General features: G+C 72.5%; 26 protein-coding genes. 17 read left to right on the top strand and 9 right to left on the bottom strand.

All coding sequences use genetic code 11. The features are described from left to right. Positions 1-166: 166 nt before the first annotated feature. The 3 genes from ACIRS4_RS02400 to ACIRS4_RS02390 all read left to right on the top strand — a co-directional run bounded on the left by ACIRS4_RS02400 (position 167) and on the right by ACIRS4_RS02390 (position 2,029). Complete coding sequence (locus ACIRS4_RS02400) at positions 167-541, top strand: VOC family protein (RefSeq protein ID WP_404188760.1); 375 nt, start codon at positions 167-169, stop codon at positions 539-541. 83 nt (positions 542-624) lie between these two features. After that, the gene (locus tag ACIRS4_RS02395) at positions 625-1,167 is read left to right on the top strand and encodes a GNAT family N-acetyltransferase (RefSeq protein ID WP_404188757.1); all 543 of its coding nucleotides are present in this window, start codon (positions 625-627) and stop codon (positions 1,165-1,167) included. Positions 1,168-1,231: 64 nt separating this feature from the next. Continuing rightward, complete coding sequence (locus tag ACIRS4_RS02390; RefSeq protein ID WP_404188754.1) at positions 1,232-2,029, top strand: SDR family oxidoreductase; 798 nt, start codon at positions 1,232-1,234, stop codon at positions 2,027-2,029. Positions 2,030-2,077: 48 nt separating this feature from the next. Here the strand turns inward: ACIRS4_RS02390 and ACIRS4_RS02385 are convergent, their stop codons facing one another. Continuing rightward, positions 2,078-2,959, bottom strand: a complete 882-nt coding sequence (locus ACIRS4_RS02385; RefSeq protein ID WP_404188752.1) for an NAD(P)-dependent oxidoreductase — start codon at positions 2,957-2,959, stop codon at positions 2,078-2,080. 99 nt (positions 2,960-3,058) lie between these two features. Here ACIRS4_RS02385 and ACIRS4_RS02380 point away from each other — a divergent pair, with 99 nt between their 5' ends. Both ACIRS4_RS02380 and ACIRS4_RS02375 read left to right on the top strand, forming a co-directional pair. Beyond that, entirely contained in the window at positions 3,059-3,421 is a 363-nt protein-coding gene (locus ACIRS4_RS02380) for a winged helix-turn-helix transcriptional regulator (protein WP_404188749.1), read from the top strand. A gap of 189 nt (positions 3,422-3,610) precedes the next feature. Continuing rightward, positions 3,611-4,921, top strand: a complete 1,311-nt coding sequence (locus tag ACIRS4_RS02375) for a M20 family metallopeptidase (protein WP_404188746.1) — start codon at positions 3,611-3,613, stop codon at positions 4,919-4,921. Between the two features lie 130 nt (positions 4,922-5,051). On the opposite strand, the gene ACIRS4_RS02370 is transcribed toward ACIRS4_RS02375, so the two are convergent. Both ACIRS4_RS02370 and ACIRS4_RS02365 read right to left on the bottom strand, forming a co-directional pair. Then, entirely contained in the window at positions 5,052-6,074 is a 1,023-nt protein-coding gene (locus ACIRS4_RS02370; protein WP_404188744.1) for a zinc-dependent alcohol dehydrogenase family protein, read from the bottom strand. 103 nt (positions 6,075-6,177) lie between these two features. Then, positions 6,178-7,431 carry an MFS transporter gene (locus ACIRS4_RS02365; protein ID WP_404188741.1) on the bottom strand — a complete coding sequence of 418 codons (1,254 nt, stop codon included), beginning with the start codon at positions 7,429-7,431 and terminating at the stop codon, positions 6,178-6,180. Between the two features lie 141 nt (positions 7,432-7,572). Here ACIRS4_RS02365 and ACIRS4_RS02360 point away from each other — a divergent pair, with 141 nt between their 5' ends. Further along, positions 7,573-8,463: a helix-turn-helix domain-containing protein gene (locus tag ACIRS4_RS02360; protein ID WP_404188739.1), complete on the top strand. Its 891-nt coding sequence runs from the start codon at positions 7,573-7,575 to the stop codon at positions 8,461-8,463. A 134-nt stretch (positions 8,464-8,597) separates the two neighbouring features. Here the strand turns inward: ACIRS4_RS02360 and ACIRS4_RS02355 are convergent, their stop codons facing one another. Beyond that, positions 8,598-10,310: a SulP family inorganic anion transporter gene (locus tag ACIRS4_RS02355; protein WP_404188736.1), complete on the bottom strand. Its 1,713-nt coding sequence runs from the start codon at positions 10,308-10,310 to the stop codon at positions 8,598-8,600. A gap of 131 nt (positions 10,311-10,441) precedes the next feature. Here ACIRS4_RS02355 and ACIRS4_RS02350 point away from each other — a divergent pair, with 131 nt between their 5' ends. After that, complete coding sequence (locus ACIRS4_RS02350) at positions 10,442-11,344, top strand: amidohydrolase family protein (protein WP_404188734.1); 903 nt, start codon at positions 10,442-10,444, stop codon at positions 11,342-11,344. An 18-nt stretch (positions 11,345-11,362) separates the two neighbouring features. On the opposite strand, the gene ACIRS4_RS02345 is transcribed toward ACIRS4_RS02350, so the two are convergent. Continuing rightward, positions 11,363-11,785, bottom strand: a complete 423-nt coding sequence (locus ACIRS4_RS02345) for a cytidine deaminase (protein WP_404188732.1) — start codon at positions 11,783-11,785, stop codon at positions 11,363-11,365. Positions 11,786-12,012: 227 nt separating this feature from the next. Here ACIRS4_RS02345 and ACIRS4_RS02340 point away from each other — a divergent pair, with 227 nt between their 5' ends. The 5 genes from ACIRS4_RS02340 to ACIRS4_RS02320 all read left to right on the top strand — a co-directional run bounded on the left by ACIRS4_RS02340 (position 12,013) and on the right by ACIRS4_RS02320 (position 15,385). Next, on the top strand, positions 12,013-12,606 hold the full coding sequence (locus tag ACIRS4_RS02340; protein ID WP_404188729.1) for a hypothetical protein: 594 nt from the start codon (positions 12,013-12,015) through the stop codon (positions 12,604-12,606). Positions 12,607-12,725: 119 nt separating this feature from the next. Continuing rightward, on the top strand, positions 12,726-13,235 hold the full coding sequence (locus tag ACIRS4_RS02335; protein ID WP_404189760.1) for an SRPBCC family protein: 510 nt from the start codon (positions 12,726-12,728) through the stop codon (positions 13,233-13,235). Then, positions 13,232-14,290 (top strand): LLM class flavin-dependent oxidoreductase, encoded by a 1,059-nt coding sequence (locus tag ACIRS4_RS02330; protein WP_404188727.1) that lies wholly within the window; start codon positions 13,232-13,234, stop codon positions 14,288-14,290. Before ACIRS4_RS02335 ends, ACIRS4_RS02330 begins: the two co-directional genes overlap by 4 nt. Beyond that, the gene (locus ACIRS4_RS02325) at positions 14,287-14,802 is read left to right on the top strand and encodes a winged helix-turn-helix transcriptional regulator (RefSeq protein WP_404188724.1); all 516 of its coding nucleotides are present in this window, start codon (positions 14,287-14,289) and stop codon (positions 14,800-14,802) included. The genes ACIRS4_RS02330 and ACIRS4_RS02325 overlap by 4 nt, the downstream gene beginning before the upstream one ends. An 88-nt stretch (positions 14,803-14,890) precedes the next feature. Next, positions 14,891-15,385 carry a MarR family winged helix-turn-helix transcriptional regulator gene (locus ACIRS4_RS02320; protein WP_404188722.1) on the top strand — a complete coding sequence of 165 codons (495 nt, stop codon included), beginning with the start codon at positions 14,891-14,893 and terminating at the stop codon, positions 15,383-15,385. A 61-nt stretch (positions 15,386-15,446) separates the two neighbouring features. Here ACIRS4_RS02320 and ACIRS4_RS02315 read toward each other — a convergent pair whose 3' ends face one another. Further along, complete coding sequence (locus tag ACIRS4_RS02315; RefSeq protein WP_404188719.1) at positions 15,447-16,793, bottom strand: jacalin-like lectin; 1,347 nt, start codon at positions 16,791-16,793, stop codon at positions 15,447-15,449. A 283-nt stretch (positions 16,794-17,076) separates the two neighbouring features. Here ACIRS4_RS02315 and ACIRS4_RS02310 point away from each other — a divergent pair, with 283 nt between their 5' ends. From ACIRS4_RS02310 to ACIRS4_RS02295, 4 genes are all read left to right on the top strand, one after another. Next, positions 17,077-17,709: a DsbA family protein gene (locus ACIRS4_RS02310; RefSeq protein WP_404188716.1), complete on the top strand. Its 633-nt coding sequence runs from the start codon at positions 17,077-17,079 to the stop codon at positions 17,707-17,709. A 114-nt stretch (positions 17,710-17,823) separates the two neighbouring features. Beyond that, positions 17,824-18,630, top strand: a complete 807-nt coding sequence (locus tag ACIRS4_RS02305) for an MBL fold metallo-hydrolase (protein ID WP_404188713.1) — start codon at positions 17,824-17,826, stop codon at positions 18,628-18,630. Between the two features lie 5 nt (positions 18,631-18,635). After that, the gene (locus ACIRS4_RS02300) at positions 18,636-19,058 is read left to right on the top strand and encodes a nuclear transport factor 2 family protein (RefSeq protein ID WP_404188710.1); all 423 of its coding nucleotides are present in this window, start codon (positions 18,636-18,638) and stop codon (positions 19,056-19,058) included. A gap of 32 nt (positions 19,059-19,090) precedes the next feature. After that, entirely contained in the window at positions 19,091-19,786 is a 696-nt protein-coding gene (locus tag ACIRS4_RS02295; protein WP_404188707.1) for an alpha/beta hydrolase, read from the top strand. A gap of 48 nt (positions 19,787-19,834) precedes the next feature. Here the strand turns inward: ACIRS4_RS02295 and ACIRS4_RS02290 are convergent, their stop codons facing one another. The 3 genes from ACIRS4_RS02290 to ACIRS4_RS02280 all read right to left on the bottom strand — a co-directional run bounded on the left by ACIRS4_RS02290 (position 19,835) and on the right by ACIRS4_RS02280 (position 24,077). Continuing rightward, positions 19,835-21,592, bottom strand: coding sequence for a cellulase family glycosylhydrolase (locus ACIRS4_RS02290; protein WP_404188704.1), 1,758 nt, complete (start codon positions 21,590-21,592; stop codon positions 19,835-19,837). A gap of 90 nt (positions 21,593-21,682) precedes the next feature. Then, positions 21,683-23,161, bottom strand: a complete 1,479-nt coding sequence (locus ACIRS4_RS02285) for a glycoside hydrolase family 43 protein (protein WP_404189757.1) — start codon at positions 23,159-23,161, stop codon at positions 21,683-21,685. A 298-nt stretch (positions 23,162-23,459) separates the two neighbouring features. Beyond that, positions 23,460-24,077: a TetR-like C-terminal domain-containing protein gene (locus tag ACIRS4_RS02280; RefSeq protein ID WP_404188701.1), complete on the bottom strand. Its 618-nt coding sequence runs from the start codon at positions 24,075-24,077 to the stop codon at positions 23,460-23,462. A gap of 65 nt (positions 24,078-24,142) precedes the next feature. Here ACIRS4_RS02280 and ACIRS4_RS02275 point away from each other — a divergent pair, with 65 nt between their 5' ends. Further along, positions 24,143-25,483 (top strand): alpha/beta hydrolase, encoded by a 1,341-nt coding sequence (locus ACIRS4_RS02275; RefSeq protein WP_404188698.1) that lies wholly within the window; start codon positions 24,143-24,145, stop codon positions 25,481-25,483. Positions 25,484-25,559: the final 76 nt, after the last annotated feature.

The raw sequence follows: 25,559 nt of genomic DNA, 5'->3' as shown, positions 1-25,559 counted from the left end.
GCAGCCCGTTTCCCGGCCGGCGCACGCCCCTCGGAGCGGCGGGCGCCACCCGGCGTAGCCCGTCCCGGCCGGCGGAGCCCAGCGCGCATGCCCGTCGGCGCGGCGGGTACCTCCCTCCCGTAGGGGAGGCGTCGCGGAAGTGGCGCAAGAGCGAGGAGTGACGCAGGTGATTCGGAAACTACAGGCGATCGCGCTGGACTGCGCCGACCCGCTCCAGCTCGCGGAGTTCTACGCGGCTCTGCTCGGCGGCCGGGTGGTCGCGGACCCGGAGGACGCCGACTGGATCGAGGTGCACGGGTTCGAGGGAACGACGCTCGCCTGCCAGCGGGCGTACGGCTACCGACCGCCCGAATGGCCCGGCCAGGACCGCCCGCAGCAACTCCACCTCGACTTCGACGTGGACGACCTCGACGGCGAGGAGAAGCGGGCGCTCGCCCTCGGCGCGACCGTGCTGGAGCGGACCGATCAGCTTCGCCCGGAAGCCAACTGGCGGGTCTACGCGGATCCGGCCGGGCACCCCTTCTGCCTCTGCCTGCACTGAGCCGCCCTCGACCGCCGCGGCGTCGGCCGGGGTGATCGTATATCCGGTTGTCGCAGTCCGGCCCGGTCGGATAGGAAGCTCGCATGCTGAAGGGCGGCAAGGTCGGGCTCAGGGCCCGGCACGAGGACGACATCCCGGTACTGCGGGCCGAACTCTACGACGACGTGGTCAACTCCTCACGGGCGGCGGCCACGCCGTGGCGGCCGGTCACGCCCGGCCCCGACGACCCGCGGTTCGTCGTGGACGACACGAACCAGGCAGTCGTGCCGTTCTCGGTGGTGGAACTGGAGGGCGGCACCCTGGTCGGCACCGCGACGCTGTGGGGCATCGACACCCACAACCGCTCCGCGCACATCGGGCTGGGGCTGCTGCCGGCCTCGCGGGGCAAGGGCTACGGCACCGACGTGGTCGCCGTGCTGTGCCACTACGGGTTCGTCGTGCGAGGCCTGCAGCGACTGCAGATCGAGACGCTGTCGGACAACGCCGCGATGCTGCGCTCCGCCGAGCGCAACGGCTTCGTCCGTGAGGGCGTGCTGCGCTCCTCGGCCTGGGTGCTGGGCGAGTTCCTCGACGAGGTCCTGCTCGGGCTCCTCGCCCAGGACTGGAAGCCCGGTTCGGACGGCTAGTACGAGGTCGCCGAGCGCCGACGCTCTCAGGGGTGCGCGGGACCGAGCAGGGGACGATGAGCGCATGAGTGATGAGCCGCGACGGGACGAGCGGCAGGGCGCAAGGGAATCGGGGCGTCCGCTCGCCCTGGTCACGGGTGCGGGGCGGTCGGCGGGAATCGCGGCGTCCGTGGTGGTCGACCTGGCCCGGGCTGGCTGGGACGTGGCCTTCACCTACTGGACTCCGTACGACGCGCGGACGGGATGGGGCGTGGAGCCGGGCGCGCCCGAGGAGTTGCGGGAGCGGGCGGCGTCCCTCGGGGCGAGAACGCACGCCGTCGAGGCGGACCTGAGCGACCCCGCCGTACCGGCCCGGCTCTACGACGGCGTCGAGCGCGAACTGGGGAACGTCACCGCGCTGGTGCTCTGCCACTGCGAGTCGGTCGACTCGGGCCTGCTGGACACGACGGTGGAGAGCTTCGACCGTCACTACACGGTCAACGCACGGGCGACATGGCTGCTGATCCGGGAGTACGGGCTGCGGTTCCGCGGGCCGCGCGGCAGCGGGCGGATCATCAGTCTGACCAGCGATCACACCGCCGGCAACCTGCCCTACGGGGCGAGCAAGGGGGCGATGGACCGGATCACGCTGGCGGCCGCCCGCGAGCTCGCCCACCTGGGAGTGACGTGCAACGCGGTCGACCCGGGGCCGACCGACACCGGCTGGATGACCGAGGAGCAGAAGACGGACATGGCCCGCCGCACGCCCCTGGGGCGCATCGGTGTGCCCCGGGACTGCGCGAACCTGGTCTCCTTCCTCTGCTCCGCGGAAGGGGGATGGATCAACGGCCGCCTCCTGCGGAGCGACGGCGGCCTCGGGTAGTCCCGTGCGGTGAAAAGGGCCGTCGACCACAGGAGGCGTGGGGGCCGGTCAGCGCGCCAGCAGGTCGACCACGCCCGTCAGCCCCTCCTCGCCGCTGCCCTCGGTCAGCCGGCGACGCATCAACTCGAAGTACGGCGCGAGAAGTTCGGGACTGACGCCTTGTTCTTCGGCGGTGTTCAGGAACGTCGGCGTGCCGGCCACCTGCATGGCGAGACCGGAGACGACGCCCTTGGTGTAGTCGCCGCTGCGCAGATGGTCGGCGGTCTGGTGGACCGCCGGGGCCATCGCGACGAGCCAGTCGGCGAGCAGCGGGGCGAGCGAGCCCGGATCGATGTCCTCCTTGCGGATCAGGGCGAAGGCGTGCGCGGCCCCGGCGAACATCCCGTACATGGCGCTGAGCAGGGCCACGTCGTGCAGGGCCGCGAAGCCCGCGTCCTCGCCCACGTAGGCGGTGCCGACCGGGACGCGCAGCGTGTCGTCGTGCCGCTCGAAGAGTTCCCGGGAGCCGCTGTAGAAGACATAACCGCCGGCCTCCGGGATGCCGACCATCGGAGGCACGGCCATGATCCCGCCGTCCAGATAACGGGCGCCGCGCGCACGGGCCCACTCGGCCCGGGCGCGGGCCTGGGCAGGGGTGGTGGTGGTCAGGTTGACCAGATCGGCGCCGGTCAGGTCGGCGTCGGCCAGTGCTTCCTCGACCGAGGCGTCGTCCAACAGGCAGACCACGACCAGAGTGTTCGCCGCGACCGCATCGGCCGCACGGTCCACGGCCCGCGCCCCCTCGGCGGCGAGCGCCGCGGCCCGGGCGGGGGTGCGGTTCCAGACGGTGAGCGGGTGGCCCGCGGCCAGCCAGGTGCGGGCGAGCGCGGCGCCCATCGCGCCGAGGCCGAGCAGTGTGAGGGAGGTCTTCTCAACAGGGTTGTGTGTCATGACGATTAGGCTCGTCGCGAGCCCGGAGGTGATCAAGTACGCACTTGGGAGTGGGTGGTTACCCCGGGGTGAGCGAGCACGTCGAAGAGGTGGGGACACATGACGACGCTGAACCGGCCGGGGGCACCGGACGGCCACGTCTGCGGGATCGACACGGCGATGGAGGTGATCGGCGGCAAGTGGAAGGTGCTGATCCTCTGGGCGCTCCATGAGCGTCCTCACCGCCGTTTCGGCGAGTTGCGTCGACTGGTGCCGGGGATCACCGAGAAGGTGCTGGCCTCGCATCTGCGTGAGATGGAAGCGGACGGGGTCGTGCGGCGGGTCTCGTACGACGAGGTGCCGCCCCGAGTGGAGTACTCGCTGACGGCTGACGGCACACGCCTCAACGAGGCGCTCCAGCCACTCGCCGCCTGGGGCCGCGAACGGCCGAACGCCGGAACCCCGCTGGGAAGTGACAGGTAGTCACATCCTGGCAGTAGCGCCGCGACCGACTCGGCTCGGGGTGTTACCCCCACCCCCATATGGTGGCCGGCCGGATGGGCGGCGGTGATCTCGGGCGGCGAACATGTGGCATCGCCTTGCGGCGACGGACCCGCCGACCGACTTCCCGTTCGGCATGGGGTCCGCCCGAATCGTCTCCTGGGGGGAATCATGGATCGTCCGACGCAACACGTCCTCGCACGCCGTGCGCTGCTGGCCGGTGCGGCGGCACTGGGCGCGGGAGCCGTGTGGGGGGCCGCGCCCGGAGCGGCCGCCGAGGGGTGGCCCCGGCCGGTGGACCAGACGTCGGTGGACGCCCTGGCGGCGCGACTGCGGCGGGGGCTGATCGCGCTGCGGCGCGACATCCACCGGCACCCCGAGGCCCCTGGACAGGAGCAGCGCACCGCCGCGCTCGTGGCCCGGCGACTGCGGGCGGCCGGGCTGAGCGTGACCACCGGGGTGGGCGGCCACGGCGTCGTCGGCGTCCTGCGGGGCTCGCGTCCCGGACGGACGGTGGCCTACCGGGCCGACATGGACGCCGTCCCGCCCAAGGACATCGTCGGGGGCGGCCCGGCGCCGGCCCACCTGTGCGGGCACGACATCCACACCACGGTGGCCGTCGGCGTCGCCGAGGTCCTCGCACGGCTGCGGGGACGGCTGGACGGCACGGTGGTCTTCCTTTTCCAGCCCGCCGAGGAGTCGCTGTCCGGGGCGCGTGCGCTCATCGACGCGGGCGTGCTGGAACGCACCGGCGTGCAGGAGATCCACGCGCTGCACTGCGGGCCGTTCCCGGTCGGCGGGTTCGCGGTGACCGGGGGCTTCGGGATGCCGGGCCAGGACAAGGGGGAGGTGATCCTTTCCGGACCGGACGCGGCCGACGCCGCCGCACGGCTGGCCGCGGCCATCGGCGGGCTCGCCACGGTGGCGCTGCCGCAGACTCCCACCGACCTGGAACGGATCATCGACGAGGCCAGGACGCCCGAAGGGCCGCTGACCCGGTTCGTGGCCGCCCGGGCCGTGGCCCAAGGGCCCAAGGTGAGCGTGTCCTACCGCTGTTGGCCCGAGGAACGGTACCGGGAAGTGCGTGACGCCGTCCGTGGCCTGGCCGCGTCGTACCCGGGCGCCGAGGTGAGATTCCCCGCCGAGCCGTTCCCGGCCATGATCTGCCCCGAACCTGACGGCCGCATGCTCGCCGGCCATCTGCGACGCACGCTCGGCAGGGACGCGGTCACCCGACTCCATGCCGCGTTCCCGCCCTTCAGCGGCGAGGACTTCGCGCTCTACCTCGCCCGCGTCCCCGGCACGTACACGTTCCTCGGCGTCCGGCCCCCCGGAACCCCCATCACCGCCGGCTACCCGCACTACCCCGACTTCGCCCCGGACGAGCGAGCCATCGGCGTCGGCGTACGGGCGATGGCAGGCTGGCTCGCAGCGCGCACCCACGAGACGCCGACCGGGCCCGGCGGGGCCTGGCGGCGGTGAGGAGAGCGGACTCGGCGTCACGGCCGCTTCGACCTCGGTCAGGGCCGCGCGCCGCCGCCCGCGGACGGCGGCGCGCGCTCCGTCGGGCCGCGTCCCGAGCAGGTCCGCGGGACCTTGACGGCACTGCCGCTCAGAGAGTGAGCAGGACCTTGGTGGCGCGGCGTTCGTCCATGGCCTTGTAGCCCTCCGCCGCCTGCTCCAGCGGCAGGGTGAGATCGAAGACCCTCCCGGGGTCGATCTCACGGTCCCAGATGAGCTGTATCAGCTCGGGCAGGAACCGGCGGACCGGGGCGGGCCCGCCGAGGGTGTGGATGCCGGCGAAGAACAGCTCGATCCCCGGGATGCTCACGTCGTAGTTCACGCCCACGTAGCCGAGGTGCCCGCCGCCGCGGGTGGCGCCGACGGCCTGCATGAACGACTCCTGGGTGCCGACCGCCTCGATCACCGAGTGCGCGCCGAGCCCGCCCGTCAGCTCCTTGACCTTCGCGACGCCCTCGTCCCCGCGCTCCTCGACGATGTCGGTCGCTCCGTAGTAGCGGGCCAGCTTCTGCCGCTCGGGGTGGCGGGACATGGCGATGATCCGCTCCGCGCCCAACTGCCTCGCGGCGAGGATCGCCATGAGGCCGACCGCGCCGTCGCCGACGACCGCGACGGTCCTGCCGGGCCCGGCCTCGGCGGCGACGGCGGCGAACCAGCCGGTGCCCAGGACGTCGGAGGCGGCCAGCAGCGCCGGGACCAGCTCGGGGTCGGGCTGCCCCGGCGTGGCGACGAGCGTGCCGTCGGCGTGCGGGATGCGGGCCTTCTCGGCCTGGGTGCCGATCCCCGCGTGGACGAACTCGGCGTGCACGCACTTGGACTGGAACCCGGCCCGGCAGATCTCGCAGGTGTTGTCGGAGATGACGAACGACCCGACCACGAAGTCCCCGGGCTTGACGTTCCGCACCTCGGAGCCGACCTCCTCCACGACGCCGACGTACTCGTGGCCCATGAGGGTGTGGTCGGCGGGCTCGACGCCGCGGTAGGGCCACAGGTCCGAGCCGCAGATGCAGGTCGCGGTCAGCTTCACGATCGCGTCGGTGGGCTCGACGATCTTCGGATCCTCGCGCTCCTCCACCCGGACGTCTCCGGCCTTGTGCATGACTACTCCACGCATGACTGCCTCTCCTTGCTGTCTTGCTCTCCTGCTTGGTGCTGTTTGCTTTCCTGTGCGGTGTCCGTCGTTCGTGCGGGGTGCCCGCGGCACCGCGAACGGGCGCCTACAGGCGGGCGGTCGCCGAGCGGCGGCGGCCGGCGAGCGCGATGGCCGTGGTGGGGACCAGCGTCAGGGCGGCGACGGCGGTGCCGACCGCGGCCGGGCCGGTGACCCCGAGGGCCGAGTCGAGGGTGAGGCCGGCGGCCCAGGAGCCGGCCGCGGTGCCGAGGTTGAACGCCGACACCGTGAGCGCGGAGCCCAGGGTGGGCGCCCGCCCCGCGTACCGGACGGCCAGGGAGATCAGCACCGGGTTGGCGCCGAGCCCGAAGAGTCCGAGCAGCGCGATCAGCGCGACGGTGGGCGCGGCGGAGCCGCCCAGCAGGCAGACCCCCAGAAGGGTCACCGTCGTGGCCGCGGCGGCCGTGACGGTCGTCGCGTGGGGCCGGACGTCCCCGAGCCGGCCCCCGAGGAGGAACCCGGCCAGCGCGCCCGCGCCGAAGCCGACGAGCACCAGCGGCACCAGCCCGGCGGCGAGCCCGGTCCGGTCGGTGAGCAGCGGCGCGATGTACGTGTACGTCGACAGCACACCGCCGGTCGTGGTCGCGCAGGCCGCCAGCGCCAGCCACAGACGGCCGGAACGCAGCGCGGTGAGCTCGGACCGGACCGACACCGCGCGCCGCCCGCCTCCCTCGTGCGGGACATGGCGCACGATCAGCGCCGTCGCGGCCGCTCCGAGGACCGCCAGCGCCCAGAACGGTCCCCGCCAGCCCATGAGCTGCCCGGCGAAGGCGCCGAGCGGCACCCCGACGACGTTGGCCAGCATGGCTCCGGAACCCACCACGCCCACGGCGCGCGAGCTCGCGGCCGGACCGGCGACTCGTGTGGCCACCACGTTGGCCACCGCCCAGAACGCCCCGGTGGCCAGCGCCGTCAGAAACCGGGCCGCGAGCAGCGTCATGAAGCCGGTGCCGAGCGCCACGACGACGTGTCCGGCGGCGAAGACGCCCAGGGCGAGGACCAGCGTCCAGCGCGCGGGAAGTCGGAGCGTCAGCATCGCCGTCAGCGGGGCGCCGACGATCATCCCGACCGCGAAGACCGTGATCATCAGGCCGGCCCGGGCCACGCTCACCTGGAGGTCGCCCGCGATCTCCGGCAGCAGGCCCGCCACCACGAACTCGGTGGTGCCCATCAGGAACGTGCCGAGAGCCAGCACGTGGACGACCGCGGGAAGCCGGGCCGGGGCGGAACCGCTGCCGTCGGACGGTTCGCGCCGTCCGACGCCGGTGTCGTCGGGCGTCCGGAGGACCGCTCCTCGCATGGTGGTGCTTCATCTCCCTCTGGTCGTGACTTCGGCTGTGCGACCCAGGTAACCGGGCGTGCCGCGAGGGAGGAAGGGTGAGTTTATGGGGGGTACAAGCTCGACCTCCCTTCCGCGTGGCTCGTGCCTACGGTTGAGGGCATGGACAACCGCTCCGACAACCGCGCCGACATCCGGGACTTCCTCGCGAGCCGGCGCGCCAGGATCACCCCCGAGCAGGCGGGGCTGCCCAGCGGCGGACGGCGACGGGTCCCGGGGCTGCGCCGCGAGGAGGTCGCGGTGCTCGCGGGCGTCAGCACCGACTGGTACACACGGCTGGAGAAGGGCCACATCAACGGCGTGTCCGAGGACGTCCTGGAGGCGGTCGCCCGCGCGCTGCAACTGGACGACGACGAGCGCACCTATCTGTTCGACCTGGCCAGAGCCGCCCAGCCGCCCAGCCGCACGCCCCGGCGTCGCAAGGCCGTCGACATCCCGCCCCGGGTGCAGTGGCTGCTCGACTCCGTGACCCTGTCCGCCGCCTTCGTCACCAACGGACGCCTGGACATCGTGGCCACCAACGCGCTCGCCCGCGCTGTCTTCGCGCCCCTGTTCGACAGTGTGACCGTGGACGACCGGGGGCGCCCCAACTTCGCCCGCTACCACTTCCTCGACCCCGGCTCGCGCGACTTCATCGAGGACTGGGACCGCGCGACCGCCATCACCGCCGCGCTGCTGCGCGCCGAGGCCGGGCGCTACCCGAACGACAAGGGGCTGCGCGAACTCGTCGGGGAACTGTCCACGGTGAGCGGCGAGTTCCGCACCCTGTGGGCCGCTCACGACGTACGGATCCACCACGGCGGCGTCAAACGCTTCCACCACCCCCACGCAGGCCCCCTGGAACTCACCTACCAGCCCTTGGACCTGCCCCTCTCCGCCCGCGAGGCACACGCCCTGACCATCTACACCGCGGAACCGGGCAGCCCCGACGAGGAACGCCTGCGGCTCCTCGCCAGCTGGGCGGCCGAACCCACGGCGCGCCGCACGGAGTGATCCGCGGCGGCGCGCGGGTCACCGCGCGGCCGACCACCGGGCGGCCGGGCGGAAGCGGACGAGCGCCGACGTCGACGAGCGCCCCGGCGATGCGTGCTCGACCGAAGCCCCGGCACCAGGGGGCGCCGTCACGCTTACCCTCGCTCCGTCTGCTCCCTGTAGGCGGTCACGGCCGTGGCAAGGGTCGGGAAGATCCGCTCGTCGCCGACCGAGTCCGTCAGCCCGTAGGCCGTGAGGTCGTTCCGCAGGTCCTGCTTCACACGGGCGAGAGCGAAGACGATGCCACGGTCGGCGAGGCGGCGGCGCAGCTCGTCGACCGCGTCCAGGGCCGTGATGTCGACCTCCACATTGGCCTCGGTGTTGAGGACGAACCAGCGGACCGGGTCGGCCTGTCCGTCGACCGCGGCCAGGGCCCGGCGGCGGAAGTCCTCCGCGTTGGCGAAGAACAGCGGCGAGTCGTAGCGATAGACGAGCAGGCCGGGGATGGTGCGGGCGGTCGGATAGTCGTCGACGTCGTGCATGCCGGCCAGACCCGGCACCAGGCCTTGGACGGCGTCATGGGGGCGGGCCACCCGGGTGAGCAGCTCGGCCACCGACAGTCCGACGGCGACCAGCACGCCGTACAGGATGTCCAGGGCGAGGACCCCGGCCAGACAGCCCAGCGCCAACAGCAGCTCACGACGGCGGAAGGACGCCAGCCGGCGGAAGCCGGACAGGTCGATCATGCGGACGGCCGCGTAGACGACGAGCGCCCCGAGGACCGCCGTGGGGGTACGCGCGAGCAGCGGGCTCAGCAAGAGCAGCACCGCGAGCACCACCGCCCCGGCGACCAGCGAGTACGCCTGACTGCGCCCGCCCGCCGTAGAGGCCAGAGCGGTGCGGCTGGCGCTGCTGCTGACGGGGAAGCCGTGCAGCGCGCCCGCGCCCAGGTTGGCCGCGCCCAGCGCCAGGAACTCCTGGTCGGCGTCCAGTCCGGGGCCCGTCTCGTCGCGCCGGGCGAAGGCCCGCGCGGTGAGGATGAAGTCCGTGTAGCCGACGAGGAGGACGCCCACGGCGGGGAGCAGCAGCTGCGGCAGGTCGGTCGGGTCCGGCAGGGCGGGGGAGGGGAAGCCCGAGGGGACCTCGCCGATGACCTTGATGCCGTGGCGCTCGTCGAGGCCGGCCAGGGCGACGGCCGCCGTGCCGCACACCAGGACGAGCAGCGGGCCGGGGACGGCGGGGAGGAAACGGGCCACTGTGAGGAGGAGCCCCAGCGCCACGAGGGCCAGCACCAGCGTGGCCGGGTGCAGGCGCGAGACGTGCGTGACGAACGACCACAGTTGCGGGAAGAACGACCCGCCCGCCGCGGGGACGCCGGTGAGCTTGGGAAGCTGGTCCACGACCATGATCAGGGCCACGCCCGCCAGATAGCCGATGAGGACCGGCCTGGACAGCAGGTCCGCGACGAAACCGAGCCGGGCCGCCCACGCCACGAGGCACAGCAGGCCGACCGCGACCGCGAGGCCGGCCGCCAGCGACGCGTACCGGGCCGGATCGCCGGCGGCCAGCGGGCCGACCACCGTCGCGGTCATCAGCGCGGTCGTCGACTCCGGGCCCACGGAGAGCAGCCGGGACGAGCCGAGCAACGCGTACAGGGCGAGCGCGGGCAGGATCGCCCACAGCCCGGCGACCGGCGGCAGCCCCGCCACCCCCGCGTACGCCATCACCTGCGGCACGAGATACGCGGCCACCGTCACCCCGGCCAGGACGTCGCCCCTCAGCCACGAGCGCCGGTAGCCGAGCAGCACGACGAGTCCGGGCACCGTACGGCGCCACCGCGGGGTACGACCGACCGAGCTCTGCGACATGATCCTCCTCCGGCGGAAGGATCTCAGAGAGACGGGCAGTTCACACCCGTCCAGGCGGCGGTCGGCATGTCCGGCGTCGGCGAGTCACGAGGGGGTGGACCCCTCGCGTCGTCTGGGCCAGGGTGGGCGGCATGAAAGATCACAGTGAGGGCCCGGTGGGAGCGGAAGCGGGGGAAGTCCGCCGCTTCTGGGGCGGGCTCGGTCTGCCGGGGCTGGTCGACGTCCACACGCACTTCATGCCCGAGCGGGTCCTGCGCAAGGTCTGGGACTACTTCGACGCGCTCGGACCGCTGACCGGGGGACTGGACTGGCCGATCACCTACCGGCACGAAGAGGAGCAACGGACCGAACTGCTCAGGGAGTTCGGCGTGCGGGCCTTCACCGCGATGCTGTACCCGCACAAACCGGGCATGGCCCGGTGGCTGAACGCGTGGGCGGTCGACTTCGCCCGCCGCACCCCCGACTGCCTGCACACCGCCACCCTCTTCCCCGAGCCGGGGGTCGAGGCGTACGTCAGGGAAGCCGTCGAGGCGGGCGCGCGCGTCTTCAAGGCGCACGTGCAGGTGGGCGCGTACGACCCGGCCGACGAACTCCTCGACCCCGCCTGGGGGTTGCTGGCCGAGGCCCGGGTCCCCGTGGTGATCCACTGCGGTTCCGGGCCCGCGCCCGGCAAGCACACCGGCCCCGGCCCCGTCGGGCAGGTGCTCGCGCGGCATCCCCGGCTGCCCCTGATCGTCGCGCACATGGGGATGCCCGAGTACGAGGACTTCTTCGGCCTCGCCGAGCGCTACCGGGAGGTGCGGCTGGACACGACGATGGCGTTCACCGACTTCGGCGAAGCGCTCATGCCGTTCCCCCGCCGGGCCCTGCCCCGGCTGGCCGCGCTCGGCGACCGCGTCCTGCTCGGCTCCGACTTCCCCAACATCCCCTACCCGTACGTGCATCAACTCCGGGCGCTCGAACGGCTCGGCCTCTCCGAGGACTGGTTGCGCGCGGTGTGCCACGACAACGGGGCGCGGCTGTTCGGGCTGTGAGAGCGGGGGCGCCGCCGCTCACCCGTCGGCGTCGGCGTCGAGCTGGTGGTCCGCCCAGACGTAGGTCTCGGGCAGCAGGTCGCCGACGGGGACGGCGCGCACGCCCTCGCCTCGGCCGACGACGACCTCGAGCCCGGGGAAGTAGTCGAAGAGCACCTGGCGGCACCGCCCGCACGGAGGCACCACCCCGCGCTCGCGGTCGCCCACCGCGACGATCGTGTCCAGCTCGTGGATACCCTGGGCGGCCGCCGCGCCGATGAGGACCAGTTCGGCGCAGGGGCCGCCGGTGAAGTGGTAGGCGTTCACCGCCGTGACGATCCGGCCGTCCCGGGCACGGGCCGCGGCCGCCATGGTGTGGTTGTCGCCCCGGCAGCGAGTACGGGCGACATGGGTCGCTGCCTCGATGAGTTCCTGGTCGATGCGGGGGGTGTGCGTGGTCATCTGCTCTGCCTTCGTCGGGCGCGGCCGACGGCCAAAGCCGTGTCGGGCGCGCCGAGTTCGTCGTCGGTCGGCTGTGGCACGATCCCTGCGGGGTCGTGCTCGATCAGCACTGTGTCAGCAAAGCAGCCGCCGAGCACGGCCCTCCGGGGGCGGGGCCGAGAAGAGGACCATGCGTCCGGCGCACCCCCGGCTCAAGTCCACCCCGGATGAAACGGACCCCTGCTTCCATGACAACCGACGTCCTCCCCTCGGAGTCCGCACTGGCGCGCCGCGTCACCGACTGGCTCGAGCCGAAGAACTGGATCATCGCCGTCACGCTGCTGGTCGGCTGGCACACCGCGCGGTGGACCGGCGTGGCCTGGGGAGCCGTCGGGGCGTTCTTCGCCGCCGTCGTGCCGCTCGCGTTCATCAAGTACGGCATGCGGAAGGGGTTCGTGGGGGACCGGCACGTCGGCGCCCGGCCCGCACGGCTCGTCGTCATGTCCCTCGCCGTGCTCTCCGTCGCCGCCGGCATCCTCCTGATGGCCGTCGCCGGAGCGCCCCGGACGATGACCGCCCTCATCGTGACCATGCTGGTGTCGTTGACCGTCCTCGTCGCGATCACCTTCGCCTGGAAGATCTCCGTCCACCAGGCCGTCTCCGCGGGCGCCTGCGCGATCCTCGTGCAGACCTACGGCGTGTGGACGACCGTCGGCTTCCTGCTGGTCGTCCTCGTCGGCTGGTCCCGGGTCGAGCTCGGGGACCACACGCGCAACCAGGTCGTCGCCGGGACGATCCTGGGCGCCACCGTGGCCGCGACGGTGTTCCAGCTGTCCCGCTGACCGGCTGCGGGTCACGTCCCGTCCGCGACACCGAACCTCCCGTACGGAGACTTAAACTGCTGAGTCTCCTTACGCAACTATGGTCAGGACGTCACCGGACGATGAAGTGGGAGGGCGCCGTGGAGTGGACGGGCGCGCGGTACGCGGACCAGCCGACGGTTCAGGTGCGGACCTGGATCGACGCCGGCCCGGAGCGGGTGTGGCGGATCGTCTCGGACGTGACGCTGATGCCGGAGATGAGCCGGGAGCTCCGGTCGGTCGAATGGCTCGACGCGGCCGCCGGGCCGACGACGGGCGCTCGTTTCGTCGGCCGGAGCGAACACGAGGCGTTCGGGGAGTGGGCCACGACGTCCACCGTCGTCGAATGCGAACCCGGCAGGGTGTTCGCCTGGGCGGTGGAGGACCCGGCGTGCCCCAGTGCCCTGTGGAGGTTCCGGCTGGAGGCCGAGGACGGCGGCACCGCCCTGTCGCAGTGGATGCGGCTGGGACCGGGCCGCTCCGGCCTGTCCTTCGCGATCGACCGTATGCCGGAGAAGGAGGAGAAGATCGTGTTCGTCCGCATGCGGGAGTTCGAGCGGAACATGACCGCCACCTTGGAACACGTCAAGAGGCTGGCGGAGGCACGATGAGGACCGCGACGACCGTCGAGGCGTCGGGCTTCGGCACCTGGAGCCGGCAGGCCGACTTCGTCGTGGAGGCGGAGAAACTGGGCCTGGACATCTGCTGGGTGGCCGAGGCCTGGGGATCGGACGCCCCCTCCGCCCTCGGCTTCTACGCGGCCCGCACCGAGCGGATGCTGCTGGGCTCCGCCGTGATGCAGGTGGGCACCCGCACCCCGGTCGCCCTCGCCCAGACGGCGATCACCCTGTCGAACCTCTCCGGCGGCCGCTTCCTGCTCGGACTGGGCCCCTCAGGCCCGCAGGTCATCGAGGGCCTGCACGGGGTGCCGTTCGCCCGGCCCCTCGCCCGGGTCCGGGAGACGGTGGAGATCGTGCGGCAGGCGGTGGCCGGCGGCAAGATCGCCCACACGGGGTCGGAGTTCCGGATCCCGCTGCCGGACGGCGAGGCCGTGCCCATGCGGCTGTCGATGCGCGCCGAGCACCCGATCCCGCTCTATCTCGCCGCTCTCTCCCCGGCCATGCTGCGGCTGACCGGAGAGGTCGCGGACGGCTGGCTCGGCACCAGTTTCGTGCCGGAGGGCTCGGCACAGGCCTACTTCGCCCCGCTCGCCGAAGGCATGGCCCGCGGCGGTCGCCGACGCGCCGGCTTCGACGTCTGCCAGGGCGCCGAGGTCTCCTTCGCCCCCGACGAGGAGGCCCTCGCCGCCATGGTCGCCTCCCGCAAGAAGGAACTCGCCTTCAGCCTGGGCGGCATGGGTTCGGCCTCCACCAACTTCTACAACCGGGCCTACAGCCGGCAGGGCTGGGCCGACGTGGCCGGGCAGGTTCGTGAGCGCTGGCAGGCCGGCGACCGCGACGGAGCGGCGGGCCTCGTCACCGACGAGATGGTGCTCGCCACCACGCTGATCGGGACCGAGGACATGGTCCGCCGCCGGCTGCGGGTCTGGCGCGACGCGGGAGTGGACACCGTCCGCCTCTACCCGGCCGGTGAGACGCTGGGGGACAAGCTCGACACCCTCGGCAGGGCCATCGAGCTGGTCCGTGACGTCGAGGAGGCGTCATGAGCCCGGCACGCCCCACCTTCGCCGACTGGCCCTGCTCGATCGCGCGGACCGTCGACCTGCTGGGCGACCCGTGGACGCCTCTGATCCTGCGGGAGGCGTTCTACGGCAGTCGCCGCTTCGAACAGTTCCAGCAGGAGCTGGGCATCGCCCGCAACACCCTCGCCGACCGGCTGCGCCGCCTGGTCGAGGAGGGGCTGATGGAGCGGCGCCCCTACGAGAGCGAGCCGCTCCGGCACGAGTACCCGCTCACGGAGATGGGACGCGACTTCTTCCCGGTGCTGGCCGCGATGTCCCACTGGGGCGACCGCTGGCTCGCCGGGCGGGAAGGCCCCCCGGTCGCCCTCCACCACGACACCTGCGACCACGACGCCCACGCCGAGGTCGTCTGCTCCGCCTGCCGCGAGCCGATGCGGGCCGACGACACGTCGGTGCGCATGGGCCCGGGTTACCCGGAACGGCTCAGAACCCGCCCCGACGTCATCCGCCGCTTCGCCGCTGCCGACCGCCCTTGAGGTCGGCGCAGTCGCTCGAAGCGGACGTCCGTCGTACGGGATGATCGGTGGACGGGGTGGGAGTCAAGAGGAAGGAAGTGTCGCCGTCGTGGACGAGCACGCGGAGATCGCGACGCCGAAGGAAGCGGCCGACAACGCGCTGATCCTGGCCTTCGGCCGGTTGCAGGGGGCCGCCAACCGGCTGGAGTACATCCTCGGCCGGGCTCTGGAGACGGAGTGCGGGATCAGCCATCTGATGTTCGAGGTGCTGCTCATCCTCGGCCGGGCGGGCAGCCCCGGGCTGTCGATGCGGGCGATCGCCCAGGAGCAGGTGCTCACCACGGGAGGGGCGACCCGTCTGGTGGACCGGATGGAGACGGCGGGGCTGGTCGAACGCGTCGATGATCCCGGCGACCGGCGCGGGCGGCTGGTGTGCCTGACGCCGCTGGGACAGGAGACCACGGTCGCCGCCTCCCGGGTGCACAGGGAGAACATCCGGCGCTACTTCCTCGCGCCGCTGCCCGCCGAGGACCGGGACCGGTTCGCCGACAACCTGCGCACGCTCAGCCACGCGGCCCGGGACATGCTGCCCCGGCTGCCCTGAGAGCCCCTCGGCGTGCCGTCGCCGCCACGCGGAGCCGCGTGGCGGCGACGGCTTCCGCGCCTCAGCGCTTGGTGAAGATGAAGCCCAGCTTGTCGACCTCGTCGCCGCCGCGCCCGTGGAAGCCGGCGATCTGCCAGCCCGACGGCGCGGTGCGCGTCACGCAGTCGGAGGTGGTGGTCCCGCCGGACAGGTTCCTGCCGAGGTTCGTGGTGAACCTGGCGGAGAAGATCCGCGTACGGCCGTCCTTCTGTCCCTGGCACAGCTGGGCGGAGGTGAGGTACTCCCCGCTGCCCAGGGTGAGGGACGTCGCCGTACCGCCGGTCCCGCCGTGGCTGAGGACCTTCCCGTCGCCGAGGGTCAGTGCGACACCGTCGACGCGCGCGCCGCTGCGCAGTGTGACCCCGACCGGGCGTGCGCCCGCCGGGACGGCGTCGACGTCGTTGTAGTGGTCGCCGTGGGGGCCGCCGAACTGGTCGCTGAACTGGAAGGCCGCGTTGCGGGACCAGGCGAGGTCCACCTTGACCGGGTCGTGGTCGGACAGCATCAGGCCCGCCTCGTTGAGGAACTTGGCGTGCTCGTTGGCGTAGGAGGTGGCGTTGAGCGAGACGAGCTTGCTGCCCCGGTACAGCACCTTGTCCACGATCTCGCAGGTGTTGGGCACGGTGGGGCCGCTCTGGTCGCAGACCAGGGCGTCGCTGCCCTTGGCGGGCGGTGTGCCGCCCCGGACGAGCTGCACCCAGGGATCGGTCAGGCCGTTCGCCGCCGCGAACTCGGCGATGGTGTCGCCGGAGCGGGTGTAGCGGGTGTTGGTGTCGCCCATGACGACGACGGCGTTGCCCGCCGAGTGGGACTTGATGAAGGCGGTGAGCTGGTTGAGGTTGTCGGCGCGGGAGGCCAGGTCGCCGGGGTTGGTGCCGGCGTTGGTGTGCAGGTTGTAGAAGTCCACGTACACGCCCTCGGCGAGGCGGTGACGGATGAACGTGAACCCCTTGGGCGTGAGGCAGTCGCCGGAGTCGAACTGGCAGGAGTTCCAGCGCGCACGCTCGAAGTCGTCGGCGTCGTAGGGCAGTTTCGACAGGGTGTTGAGCCCGCTGCCGATGCCCGCGCCGCCGCTGGTGGGGGTGCGGTAGGCGTGCGCGGTGTCACCGGCGTACAGCCGCGCGTGGTAGTTGAAGTCCTCCTGGACATGGACGATGTCGTACGGGGCGATCCGCTGGCCGATGGCCGTGGTGGCGGGCTCGCGGGGCGTGGGCGCGCTGGAGATGGCCTCCGGCAGCCCCGCCACGTTGTAGACGAGGACGCTGAAGGAACCGGAGGCCGGGTCCGCGGCGGCAGCGGGGGAGGCGTCGGCGATGAACCCGCCGAGTACGGCTGACGCCGCCACGACGCAGGTGAGAAGTCGGCGCATGAAGCGGAACTCCTGAGAACGGGGAGTGGGCGGGCGGAACTTACCGCGGGTAACGCCATGGTGCCTCCGCTTCGGCCGAGCGAGACCGAATCTTGACCGGCCGGTCCGTACCAGGCTCGCGCCGGGATCGCCGCCGGCGGTGCTGCGTGGGGGCGCCGGCGGCGGGTACCGGTGTGGCGACCGTCACTCGATCATGGAAATATCTGACGAGTCAGGTACTGTTGTGTCAGGTGAATCGCTCGCGACAGCGCGGGCACGACACCGAACCTGCCGAGGTTTCCCCATGAAGCTCGTCTACGTCTTCGACGCCTACTGCGGCTGGTCGCACGGGTTCTCCGCGACGCTGAGCGACCTGGCGTCCCACCACCCCGAACTCACCGTGGACGTCGTCTCCGGCGGCCTGTTCACCGGCGAACGCCGGGTGCCCATCCGCCGGTTCGGCTATGTCCAGGGCGCGAACGCCAAGATCGCCGAGCTGACCGGCGCCGAGTTCGGCGAGGCGTACGAGCGGCTGATCGCCGACGGCTCCTTCGTCATGGACTCCGAGGCCGCCGCCCGCGGCGTCGCCGCCCTGCGCGGGGCCGCCCCCGAGCGGGCGGCGGAACTGGCCGTCGCCGTGCAGCGGGCTTTCTACGTCGAGGGACTCAGCCTGTCCGACACCGCCACCTACCGGAAGGTCGCCGAGAGCGCCGGGCTGGACGCGGACGCCGTCGCCGTCGCCACGGCGTTCGAGTCCCCCGAGGCCCGCCTCGCGGCCGAGGCCGACTTCGCGCGCGCCGCCGGGCTGGGCGTCGAGGGATACCCCACACTCCTCGCCGTCGACGGCGACCGTGTGTCCGCCCTGGCCCGCGGCAGCGCCACCGTCGACGAGGTGGAGCGGCGGCTGGCGGCCTTCACCGCGTCCCGCACCTCCTGACCGTCGCTCCCGCTCCGTGACCGCCCCCGTCCCGTGACCGCCACCCCCGCCCCCCGCCCAGCCCTGCCCGTCCCCCCGGTCCGGTCCTCGCCGGGCCGCCTCGAAAGGAACGTCATGAGCACTCTCTCCTTCAAGGTCCTCGACCTCGACTTCCCCGCCGGCAGCAGGAACAAGACCGCCACCCTCGTCACCGGCGAGCACGAGGCGCTGCTGGTCGACGCCGCCTTCACCCGCGCCGACGGTCACCGCCTGGCCGCCGAGGTCCTCGACTCCGGCAAGAAGCTCACCACGGTGTTCGTCAGCCACGGCGACCCCGACTTCTACTTCGGCGCCGAGGTCATCGCCGACGCCTTCCCCGAGGCGCGGTTCGTCGCCACCCCGATCGTCATCGAGCACATCAAGCACTCCTACGAGGGGAAGCTCAAGGCCTGGGAGGCCCTCGGCCCCAACCTGCCCACCCGCCTGGTCGACCTGGAGCCCCTCACCGGCGACCTCACCCTCGAAGGCCACCGCTTCGAACTCAAGGGCGGCCCCGCCGGACTGTCCGACCGCCACTACCTGTGGCAGGCCGAGCACCGTGCCCTCCTCGGCGGCGTCCTGCTGTTCCAGAAGGAGCACGTGTGGGTCGCCGACACCCCCACCTCCGACGACCGGGCCGTCTGGATCGGCCTGCTCGACGAGATGGCCGCGCTCCGGCCGGAACTGGTCGTCCCCGGGCACCGCCTCCCCGGCGCCCCCGCCGACGCCTCCGCCATCACCGCGACCCGCGACTACCTGGTCGCCTTCGAGGAGGAGCTGGACAAGGCCGCCGACGGCGCCGCGCTCACCGAGGCACTCGTCGCGCGCTACCCGGACAACGGCATGCTGATCGCCGCCCAGCTGGGCGCGAAGGTGGCCAAGGGCGAGATGAAGTGGGGCTGACCGGCATGACGCACGACAGCACCGACTTCGCCGCCTCCACCGCCCCCGCCGACGTCGTCCGCCGCCAGTACCTGGCCTCGGCGGCCGGTGACCTGGCGGCCCTGCGGGCCACCCTCGCCCCCGACGTCGAGTGGACGGAGATGGCCGGCTTCCCGCTCGCCGGCACCTACCGCACGCCCGAAGGCGTCACGTCCAACGTGATGGAGAAGCTCGGCCGGGACTGGACGGGCTGGACCGCCCACGACGACACCTACGTCGTCGACGGCGAGAACGTCGTCGTCCTCGCCCGCTACACCGCCGTCAACAAGGCCACGGGCAAACCGATCGACGTCCGTGTCGCCCATCACTTCGTCGTCCGCGGCGGACTCATCGTCCGCTTCGAGCAGTTCGTCGACACCGCGCTCGTCCGCGACGCGGCGACGGACTGAGCCGGCCGAACCACCCCTTGAGGACGTTCCTGATGAACCCCACCGTCGTGCTGGTGCACGGGGCGATGCACACCCCGTGGATCTTCGACCCGCTGCGCGAGCGGCTCACCGCCCGCGGCATCGTCTCCCGCGCCGTCCGACTGCCCAGCAGCGATCGCGACAGTGCCGCCGCACAAGGCCTCACCGAGGACGTCGCCGTGGTCCGTGCGGAGATCGCGGCCGTCGGCGGGCCCGTCGTGCTCGCCGCCCACTCCTACGGCGGCGTCCCCGCCACCTGGGCCGCGGCCGAGGCCGACGAGGTGGCCGAACTGGTCTACGTGGCCGCCTTCGCGCTGGAGGCGGGCGCCTCGATGATGCAGTGGATGGGCGGCGACTTCCCGCCCACCTGGATCCACTCGCCCGACGGGCTCGCCGTCAAGGCGGGGGACGCCGAGGAGTCCGTCTTCAGCGGCGTCGACCCGGACCTGACCGCCGAGGCCGTCAAGCGCCTCAACTGGCAGGGTCTGCGGGCCTTCACCGAGAAGCTGGGCGCCGCGCCGGCCGGTGTCCCCGTGTCGTACGTGGTGGCCACGAAGGACCCCGCGCTGCCGCCCGCCGTCCAGGAACAGTGGGCCTCCCGCGCCGCCCACAGCCTGCGCGTTCCCTCCGGACACTCCCCGCACCTCTCCCACGCCGACGAGGTCGCCGGCTTCCTCGCGGAAGCGGTCGCACGGGCTGCCGCGCGGTGATGCACACGCCCCGGCCCCGGGCACCGGGCGGCGCCCGGGGCGTGTGCGTCAGCCGGCGACGCCGGTCACGGTGGAGCCGGACCTCGTCACGCGGTACGTCACACTCGCTCCGCTCCAGAAGTGGAAGGTGAGCGTCGCCTGCGCGCCGTCCAGCAGTGAGGTGACGAACTTCGAGGTGAGGACGAGAGAGTTGCCCGTGTAGTCGGGGGAGAAGGCCTCGTTGAACTCCTGGAACGGCGTCCAGTCCGTCGGTCCCGCGTTGCCGCCGTCGGCGTACCTGGCCTCCATGGTCGCCAGCAGGTCACCGCGGTACTGCGCGGGGACGGTGAGACCGCCGGAGCCGCCGGTCGCGCCGGACAGCACCGGCCTGTCGTACGAGGTCACATGGATCTTCCAGGGGAGTCCCCGGGAGAACCTGGCCTCGACGGTCGCGTTGATCCCGTAGGCGCGGTTCCCGGCGAGCCGGGTCAGGGCGGAGGCCGTGAGGGTGAGTCGGCTGCCGGAGACGGTGTAGTCCCGGCCCGGCAGCAGCATGGTGCTGCCCTGCCAAAGTCCTCGGAACGCGAGGCCGTTGGGGTTCAGTGTGAGCGTCTTGGCCGTGATCGCGGCCGACTTGGGCAGGAAGACCCGGTCCGAGGAGGCGGTGCCCGAGCGGGTGGTCCAGCTCGACTTGATCTGGGCGACCAGTTCGGGGACGCGCCACTGCATCGTGGTGCGGTTCAGGTAGGAGAAGCCGGGGTCCCACAGGGCCGTGGTCACCCCGGCGGCGCGGGCCTCGTAGCCGAACTGCTCGAAGTACTTGAGTGCCTCGCCCTGTTCGACACGGGCGGGATGGTTGTCGTCCGGGTACTGCAGCAGGCCGTATTCGCCGAGGTAGACCGGGATGCCCTTCGACGTGAGGGTGGCGCGGACCCGGGCGAAGTGGTCGGTCATGTCCTTCTGCGCGGCGGCGTCGAAACGGTGGCCGCCGGCGACGTTCACGCTGAACGGGTACCAGCCGTAGTAGTGCACGGTGGCCACCAGGTTGGGGTCGTCGAGCGACCTCATCTCGCTGACCAGGGCGTCCAGGAAGTTCTGGCCGGAGTCGGTGTGCAGGGTGGGCAGCACCAGCAGCCGGCTCGCGTTGCCGCCGCCCGACCCGCGCACGATGCCGTGGAAGGCGGTGTCCAGTTCTCGCAGGTACTGGATGCCCTGGGCGTCGCTGGTGTTGTCGAACTGCGGCTCGTTGACGCTCTCGAAGAGCAGTGCCGGCGAGGAGTCCCGGAATCTGGCGGCGACCTGGGTCCAGGTGGCCTTGAAGCGGGCCAGGACCCGGTCGTGGTCGGTGGCCATGCGGGACATCCACTGCCAGGAGTCGTGGTGGACGTTGATCACGACGTGGAGGCCGTCGGCGAGCGCCCAGTCGACCACCTGCTCGACGCGGTCCATCCACGCCGCGTCGATCGTGTACGGGGCGTCGGGGGACTGGTGGTCGGTCCAGGTGACGGGGACGCGGACGCTGCGAAACCCCTGGGCCTTGATGGTGTCGAACAGGGCCTTCGTGGCGGCCGGGTTGCCCCAGGAGGTCTCGTCGGGGACGGCGTCCAGCGTGTTGCCCAGGTTCCAGCTGGGCTGCATCGCGGCCACCGTCCGCGCCGGAGTGGCGGCGAGCCGGGGGAGCGGGGCCGGGGGCGATTCCTGGTGGCCGGGGGCGGCGACAGCAGTGGCCCCGGCCGGGCCGATCAGCGCGGTCAGCGCCATGAGCAGGCCGAGCAGCCGGCCGGGAGCGGGGCCGCGGCGGCCTCGTACGTGGTGCGTTCCCTTCATCGTGGACCTTTCCGTGAAAGTCCGAGCGGGGGTCCGCCCGTGGGGGGAGGGTTCTTCCAGCCGTCTTGAGGAGGGGCGCGCGGTGTCGGTTCAGGGGCCGAGCGGCTCGTAGTCGAACCAGTCGAAGTGGACCGTGCCGGCCGCCGCGTACAGGCCGATGACCCGGCCGGTGAACCCGCCGGCCACCTCGGTCGACAGATAGCGGCCGTCGAGGGCGCCGAGCGCGGTGAACGAGCCGTCCGGCTCCTCGACGCCGAACGTGACGGTGTCCGGTCCGGTGCGCGGGCCGCACGGGGCGCTCTCCTCGACGCGGACGCCGAGGACCACCGGGCCCGGGGGGACGGCCCGGGACGCGACGACGACGCGCAGCGGGCCGATGCGGCTGAGCACCCGCACCTCCCCTTCGCCCGCCTCGATCTCGTAGTGGTGCTCCTCGTCCAGCCGTACGGCGAGACCGCCGCGCCCCTCCACCGGGTCGATCAGGGTGCGCGCGGCGCACGCGGGGTGCTGCTGGCGGCGGCCGGCGAACACGACGTCCGGCTCGTCCAGGCAGTCACCGCGGGCGCTCAGCGTCAGCCACCCGGCGCGCTCCTTGAGCGTGCAGTGCGCCGGCGGGCGGTCGCGCAAGGAGATCCACTGCGGCCGCAGTTCGCCGAGGTCGAAGTCGTCCCGCACCGCCTCGACGGGGCCGGGGACGAGGGGCCAGGCGGGAGCGGGCAGGCCGAGCGGCACCTCGTCGACGACGGGCCAGTCCGCCACCCAGCGCACCGGCGCGAGGAACGTCTCACGGCCCAGCACATGCCAGCCCGGGGTGCCGCCGCCCGCCCGTACGCCGAGCAGCAGCATCCACCATGAGCCGTCGGGACCCTGCACCAGGTCGGCGTGGCCGGTGTTCTGAACGGGGTGATCGGTGCCGCGGTGGGTGAGGACCGGGTTGTCGGGGCACGGCTCGAACGGCCCGTTCGGGGTGCGCCCGCGGGCGACGGAGACGCCGTGGCAGCGCTCGGTGCCGCCCTCGGCGATGAGCAGATACCAGTGGTCGCCGATCCGGTACAGATGCGGCGCCTCCGGGGCCTTGGCGCCGGGGTTCGCGGACCACAGTGCGCGCGGCGGGCCGAACGTCTCTCCGGTGTACGGGTCGATGCGGACCTGCGAGACCCCGGCGACCGTGCACCAGCAGGTGCCGTCCTCGTCCCAGGCGAGGTCCGGGTCGATGCCGGGCACGCCCGGCAGCCGGACGGGATCGGACCACGGCCCGGCGGGGTCGGTGGCGGTGAACAGCATGTTGCCGCCGCCCTCGGCGACATTGGTGACGATCAGCCAGAAGCGGCCGTCGTGATGGCGCAGGGTCGGCGCGTAGACGCCGCCGGAGGACGGTGTGCCGGCGGTCAGCCGGAGCTGGCTCGGCCGGTCGAGGGCGTTGCCGATCTGCGTCCAGTGCACCAGGTCCCGGCTGTGGAGGACGGGGACGCCGGGGAAGTACTCGAAGCTGGAGCAGACGACGTAGTAGTCGTCGCCCACACGGCAGACGCTGGGATCCGGATGGAAGCCGGGGATCACGGGGTTCATCACGACGGCGTCCGCCCGCTGGTCGCTTGACACTCGGTCAGTTCCTTTCCGTCACGCGTCTTCGAGGTGCGAGGCGCGGCAGCGCGACGGACGGAGCCGTGGGCAGCGTCGAACCGGGCCGAAGCACCGAGTCGAAGCGCTTCACATCACTCGGCCGCGAACGCTAATGACATGTATCGCGCAGAACAAGAGGGCAGCGGGACAAGGGCGGCAAAGAAACTTTCCGACGTCGCGTCGTCGAAGGCTCATGGAGTGAATGACGACGTCGAAGCGCTTCGACGAACCTTCTCCGCCGGTTTCAGGGAGCGAGTTCGACCCGGCGGAGGCGGGGGAAGGCGTCGGGGGCCGCCCACCCGCGCAGGGACGCCTGAACGGCCCCCCGGAAGGCGGCCTCCGCCGTGGGGCCGTCGAATGCGCCGGCCAGTTCCAGCGTCACCGCGCCGTGCAGGGTGACCCACAGGGAAAGCGCGATCGACGTCGCTTCCCCCGCGAGGACGTCACTCGCCAGGGCCCGCTCGATCGTCGCGATGAGCGGCCCGACGGGGTCCCGGGTGCCGATCGCGCCCGAAGGGTCGAAGGTCTGCGCGCCGCCGAACAGCACCGTGTACAGGTGTCGGTGCCCACGGCCCCATCGCCGGTACGCGACGGCCAGGGCGTAGAGGTCGGCGAGGGGGTCGTCGGAGGACGGCACGGCCGAGACCTCGTTGTACAGGCCGTCGACAGCTCTGTCGCGTACCGCCCGGAACAGTCCGTCCTTGCCGCCGAACAAGGAGTACACCGCCGTCGTCGACGCCTCGGCGGCCGCCGCCACGGCGCGGACCGTGACCGATTCGCGCGGACCGGTGGCCAGCAGCCGGGTCGCGCACGCCACGAGCCGCTCTCCGACCGCCTCGTCGTTCGTCCTCGGTCTGCCCATGACGCGCAGCCTACCCCTTCTGATAACGTCGTTTCAGAACATCGTTCCGAAACGAGGGGTCCTTCATGGCCGCGTCCGCCGTCCGCCTTGTCCGCTTCACCGGCCGCTTACTGCTGGCGCTCACCGCCACAGTGGCGCTGACCGTCGTCTTTCTCCTGGTGCTCGTCCTCACGGACGGGGCCGGCTCGGGGCTGGCCGCCTGGCTGACGACCCTCGCGGCCGGCTCGGCCGCCGCCCTCTGGCGGAGCAGACGCCGCATCCGGGCGGCCCGACTCGTGCCGTTCGTGCCGGTGGCCCTCGCGGCGGCGCTGACGGCCACGGTCTGCGTCCCGACCGTTCCCACGACCCGTCAGCAGCCGCCCGCCCTGCCCTTCGTGGCCACCCAGCACTGGAGCCTGAGCACCGGCAGCAGGGTCGCGGTGTACCACTACCCGCCCGCACGATCCGGCGTCCGGCAGCCGATCCCGCTCGTGTACCTCCACGGGGGGCCGGTCCGCGGCATATCAGTGCTCGACCACCGCTTCCTGCAACTGCTGGCGCGCCGGGGCCACGACGTCTACGCGTACGAACAGGCCGGCGGCGGGCGCAGCGACCTGCTCCCCATGGAGCAGTACACGATCTCCAGGTCGGTCCGCGATCTCGGCGCTTTCCTCCAGCGGCTGGGCCGGGGTGAGGGCCAGGCCGACGTGCTCGGCTTCTCGGCCGGCGGGGTCGTGCTCACCCGGGCCCTGGCCGACCCCGCCGTCGCCCCACGACTGCACCGGGCGATCATCGCCGAGCCCGGCCCGATGGACGGCCCGACGGCGGGGATCACCGGACACCGGGGGCGTCCGTCGGCACGCGGCCTCGCACCGGACCTGGCCGGACCGCGGTCGACGCACACCCCGCGCTACGCGGTCGCGTTCGGGCTCATGCGGCTCGGCCTCCTCACCCCGGACACCGGGCTGATCGGACAGGCCGAGGGCGTCAACGCGTTCGAGGCCGCCGACCTCGGCAGCGACACCGCGTCCGCCTACTGCGCGCGCGACGCGCACCGCATCCCCTCCGAGGACTCGGCGCGCAACTTCACCTTCAGCGCCGCCGCCAGCCTTCGCGTCCAGCAGACGGTGAAGGACTCCCCTTCCCTCGCACCGCAGTTGAGGCGCTCGAAGACGCCCGCCATGCTGATGATCGCCGAGTGTTCCTCTCAGGTCCGCCAGTGGGCGACCGCCGTCCTCGCCGCCGACCCCGCCGTCCGGCGCACCCAGTACATGCCCGCGGTCGGGCACCACATGTGGAACGGCCTGGCCGGCAACGACGACCGTGCCGCCGCCGTCGTCACCGCGTTCCTCCGGGACGAGCCGGCGCCCCTGCCGGACTACCCCACGCGCGAGGGGATCGACGCCTTCCTGCGTGATCGCCGGTGACGCCCGCGCGGCCCGGCGCCAGCATGAGCCGCCGAAGCCCCGCCCCCTCGAAGGGGGAGAGGTGCTCACAGGCGGC

This window comes from Streptomyces sp. NPDC101166 (genome assembly GCF_044768125.1).
Classification (GTDB): Bacteria; Actinomycetota; Actinomycetes; order Streptomycetales; family Streptomycetaceae; genus Streptomyces.
Note: the sequence above shows the minus strand (reverse complement) of the source record. Positions and strands in the feature narration are given on the sequence as shown.

Bases quoted from the DNA above. Each gene is read 5' to 3' on its own strand.
- ACIRS4_RS02395 (WP_404188757.1), top strand. From the start codon at position 625: ATGCTGAAGGGCGGCAAGGTCGGGCTCAGGGCCCGGCACGAGGACGAC.
- ACIRS4_RS02390 (WP_404188754.1), top strand. From the start codon at position 1,232: ATGAGTGATGAGCCGCGACGGGACGAGCGGCAGGGCGCAAGGGAATCG.
- ACIRS4_RS02385 (WP_404188752.1), bottom strand. From the start codon at position 2,959: ATGACACACAACCCTGTTGAGAAGACCTCCCTCACACTGCTCGGCCTC.
- ACIRS4_RS02380 (WP_404188749.1), top strand. From the start codon at position 3,059: ATGACGACGCTGAACCGGCCGGGGGCACCGGACGGCCACGTCTGCGGG.
- ACIRS4_RS02375 (WP_404188746.1), top strand. From the start codon at position 3,611: ATGGATCGTCCGACGCAACACGTCCTCGCACGCCGTGCGCTGCTGGCC.
- ACIRS4_RS02370 (WP_404188744.1), bottom strand. From the start codon at position 6,074: ATGCGTGGAGTAGTCATGCACAAGGCCGGAGACGTCCGGGTGGAGGAG.
- ACIRS4_RS02365 (WP_404188741.1), bottom strand. From the start codon at position 7,431: ATGCGAGGAGCGGTCCTCCGGACGCCCGACGACACCGGCGTCGGACGG.
- ACIRS4_RS02360 (WP_404188739.1), top strand. From the start codon at position 7,573: ATGGACAACCGCTCCGACAACCGCGCCGACATCCGGGACTTCCTCGCG.
- ACIRS4_RS02355 (WP_404188736.1), bottom strand. From the start codon at position 10,310: ATGTCGCAGAGCTCGGTCGGTCGTACCCCGCGGTGGCGCCGTACGGTG.
- ACIRS4_RS02350 (WP_404188734.1), top strand. From the start codon at position 10,442: ATGAAAGATCACAGTGAGGGCCCGGTGGGAGCGGAAGCGGGGGAAGTC.
- ACIRS4_RS02345 (WP_404188732.1), bottom strand. From the start codon at position 11,785: ATGACCACGCACACCCCCCGCATCGACCAGGAACTCATCGAGGCAGCG.
- ACIRS4_RS02340 (WP_404188729.1), top strand. From the start codon at position 12,013: ATGACAACCGACGTCCTCCCCTCGGAGTCCGCACTGGCGCGCCGCGTC.
- ACIRS4_RS02330 (WP_404188727.1), top strand. From the start codon at position 13,232: ATGAGGACCGCGACGACCGTCGAGGCGTCGGGCTTCGGCACCTGGAGC.
- ACIRS4_RS02325 (WP_404188724.1), top strand. From the start codon at position 14,287: ATGAGCCCGGCACGCCCCACCTTCGCCGACTGGCCCTGCTCGATCGCG.
- ACIRS4_RS02315 (WP_404188719.1), bottom strand. From the start codon at position 16,793: ATGCGCCGACTTCTCACCTGCGTCGTGGCGGCGTCAGCCGTACTCGGC.
- ACIRS4_RS02310 (WP_404188716.1), top strand. From the start codon at position 17,077: ATGAAGCTCGTCTACGTCTTCGACGCCTACTGCGGCTGGTCGCACGGG.
- ACIRS4_RS02305 (WP_404188713.1), top strand. From the start codon at position 17,824: ATGAGCACTCTCTCCTTCAAGGTCCTCGACCTCGACTTCCCCGCCGGC.
- ACIRS4_RS02300 (WP_404188710.1), top strand. From the start codon at position 18,636: ATGACGCACGACAGCACCGACTTCGCCGCCTCCACCGCCCCCGCCGAC.
- ACIRS4_RS02295 (WP_404188707.1), top strand. From the start codon at position 19,091: ATGAACCCCACCGTCGTGCTGGTGCACGGGGCGATGCACACCCCGTGG.
- ACIRS4_RS02290 (WP_404188704.1), bottom strand. From the start codon at position 21,592: ATGAAGGGAACGCACCACGTACGAGGCCGCCGCGGCCCCGCTCCCGGC.
- ACIRS4_RS02285 (WP_404189757.1), bottom strand. From the start codon at position 23,161: ATGAACCCCGTGATCCCCGGCTTCCATCCGGATCCCAGCGTCTGCCGT.
- ACIRS4_RS02280 (WP_404188701.1), bottom strand. From the start codon at position 24,077: ATGGGCAGACCGAGGACGAACGACGAGGCGGTCGGAGAGCGGCTCGTG.
- ACIRS4_RS02275 (WP_404188698.1), top strand. From the start codon at position 24,143: ATGGCCGCGTCCGCCGTCCGCCTTGTCCGCTTCACCGGCCGCTTACTG.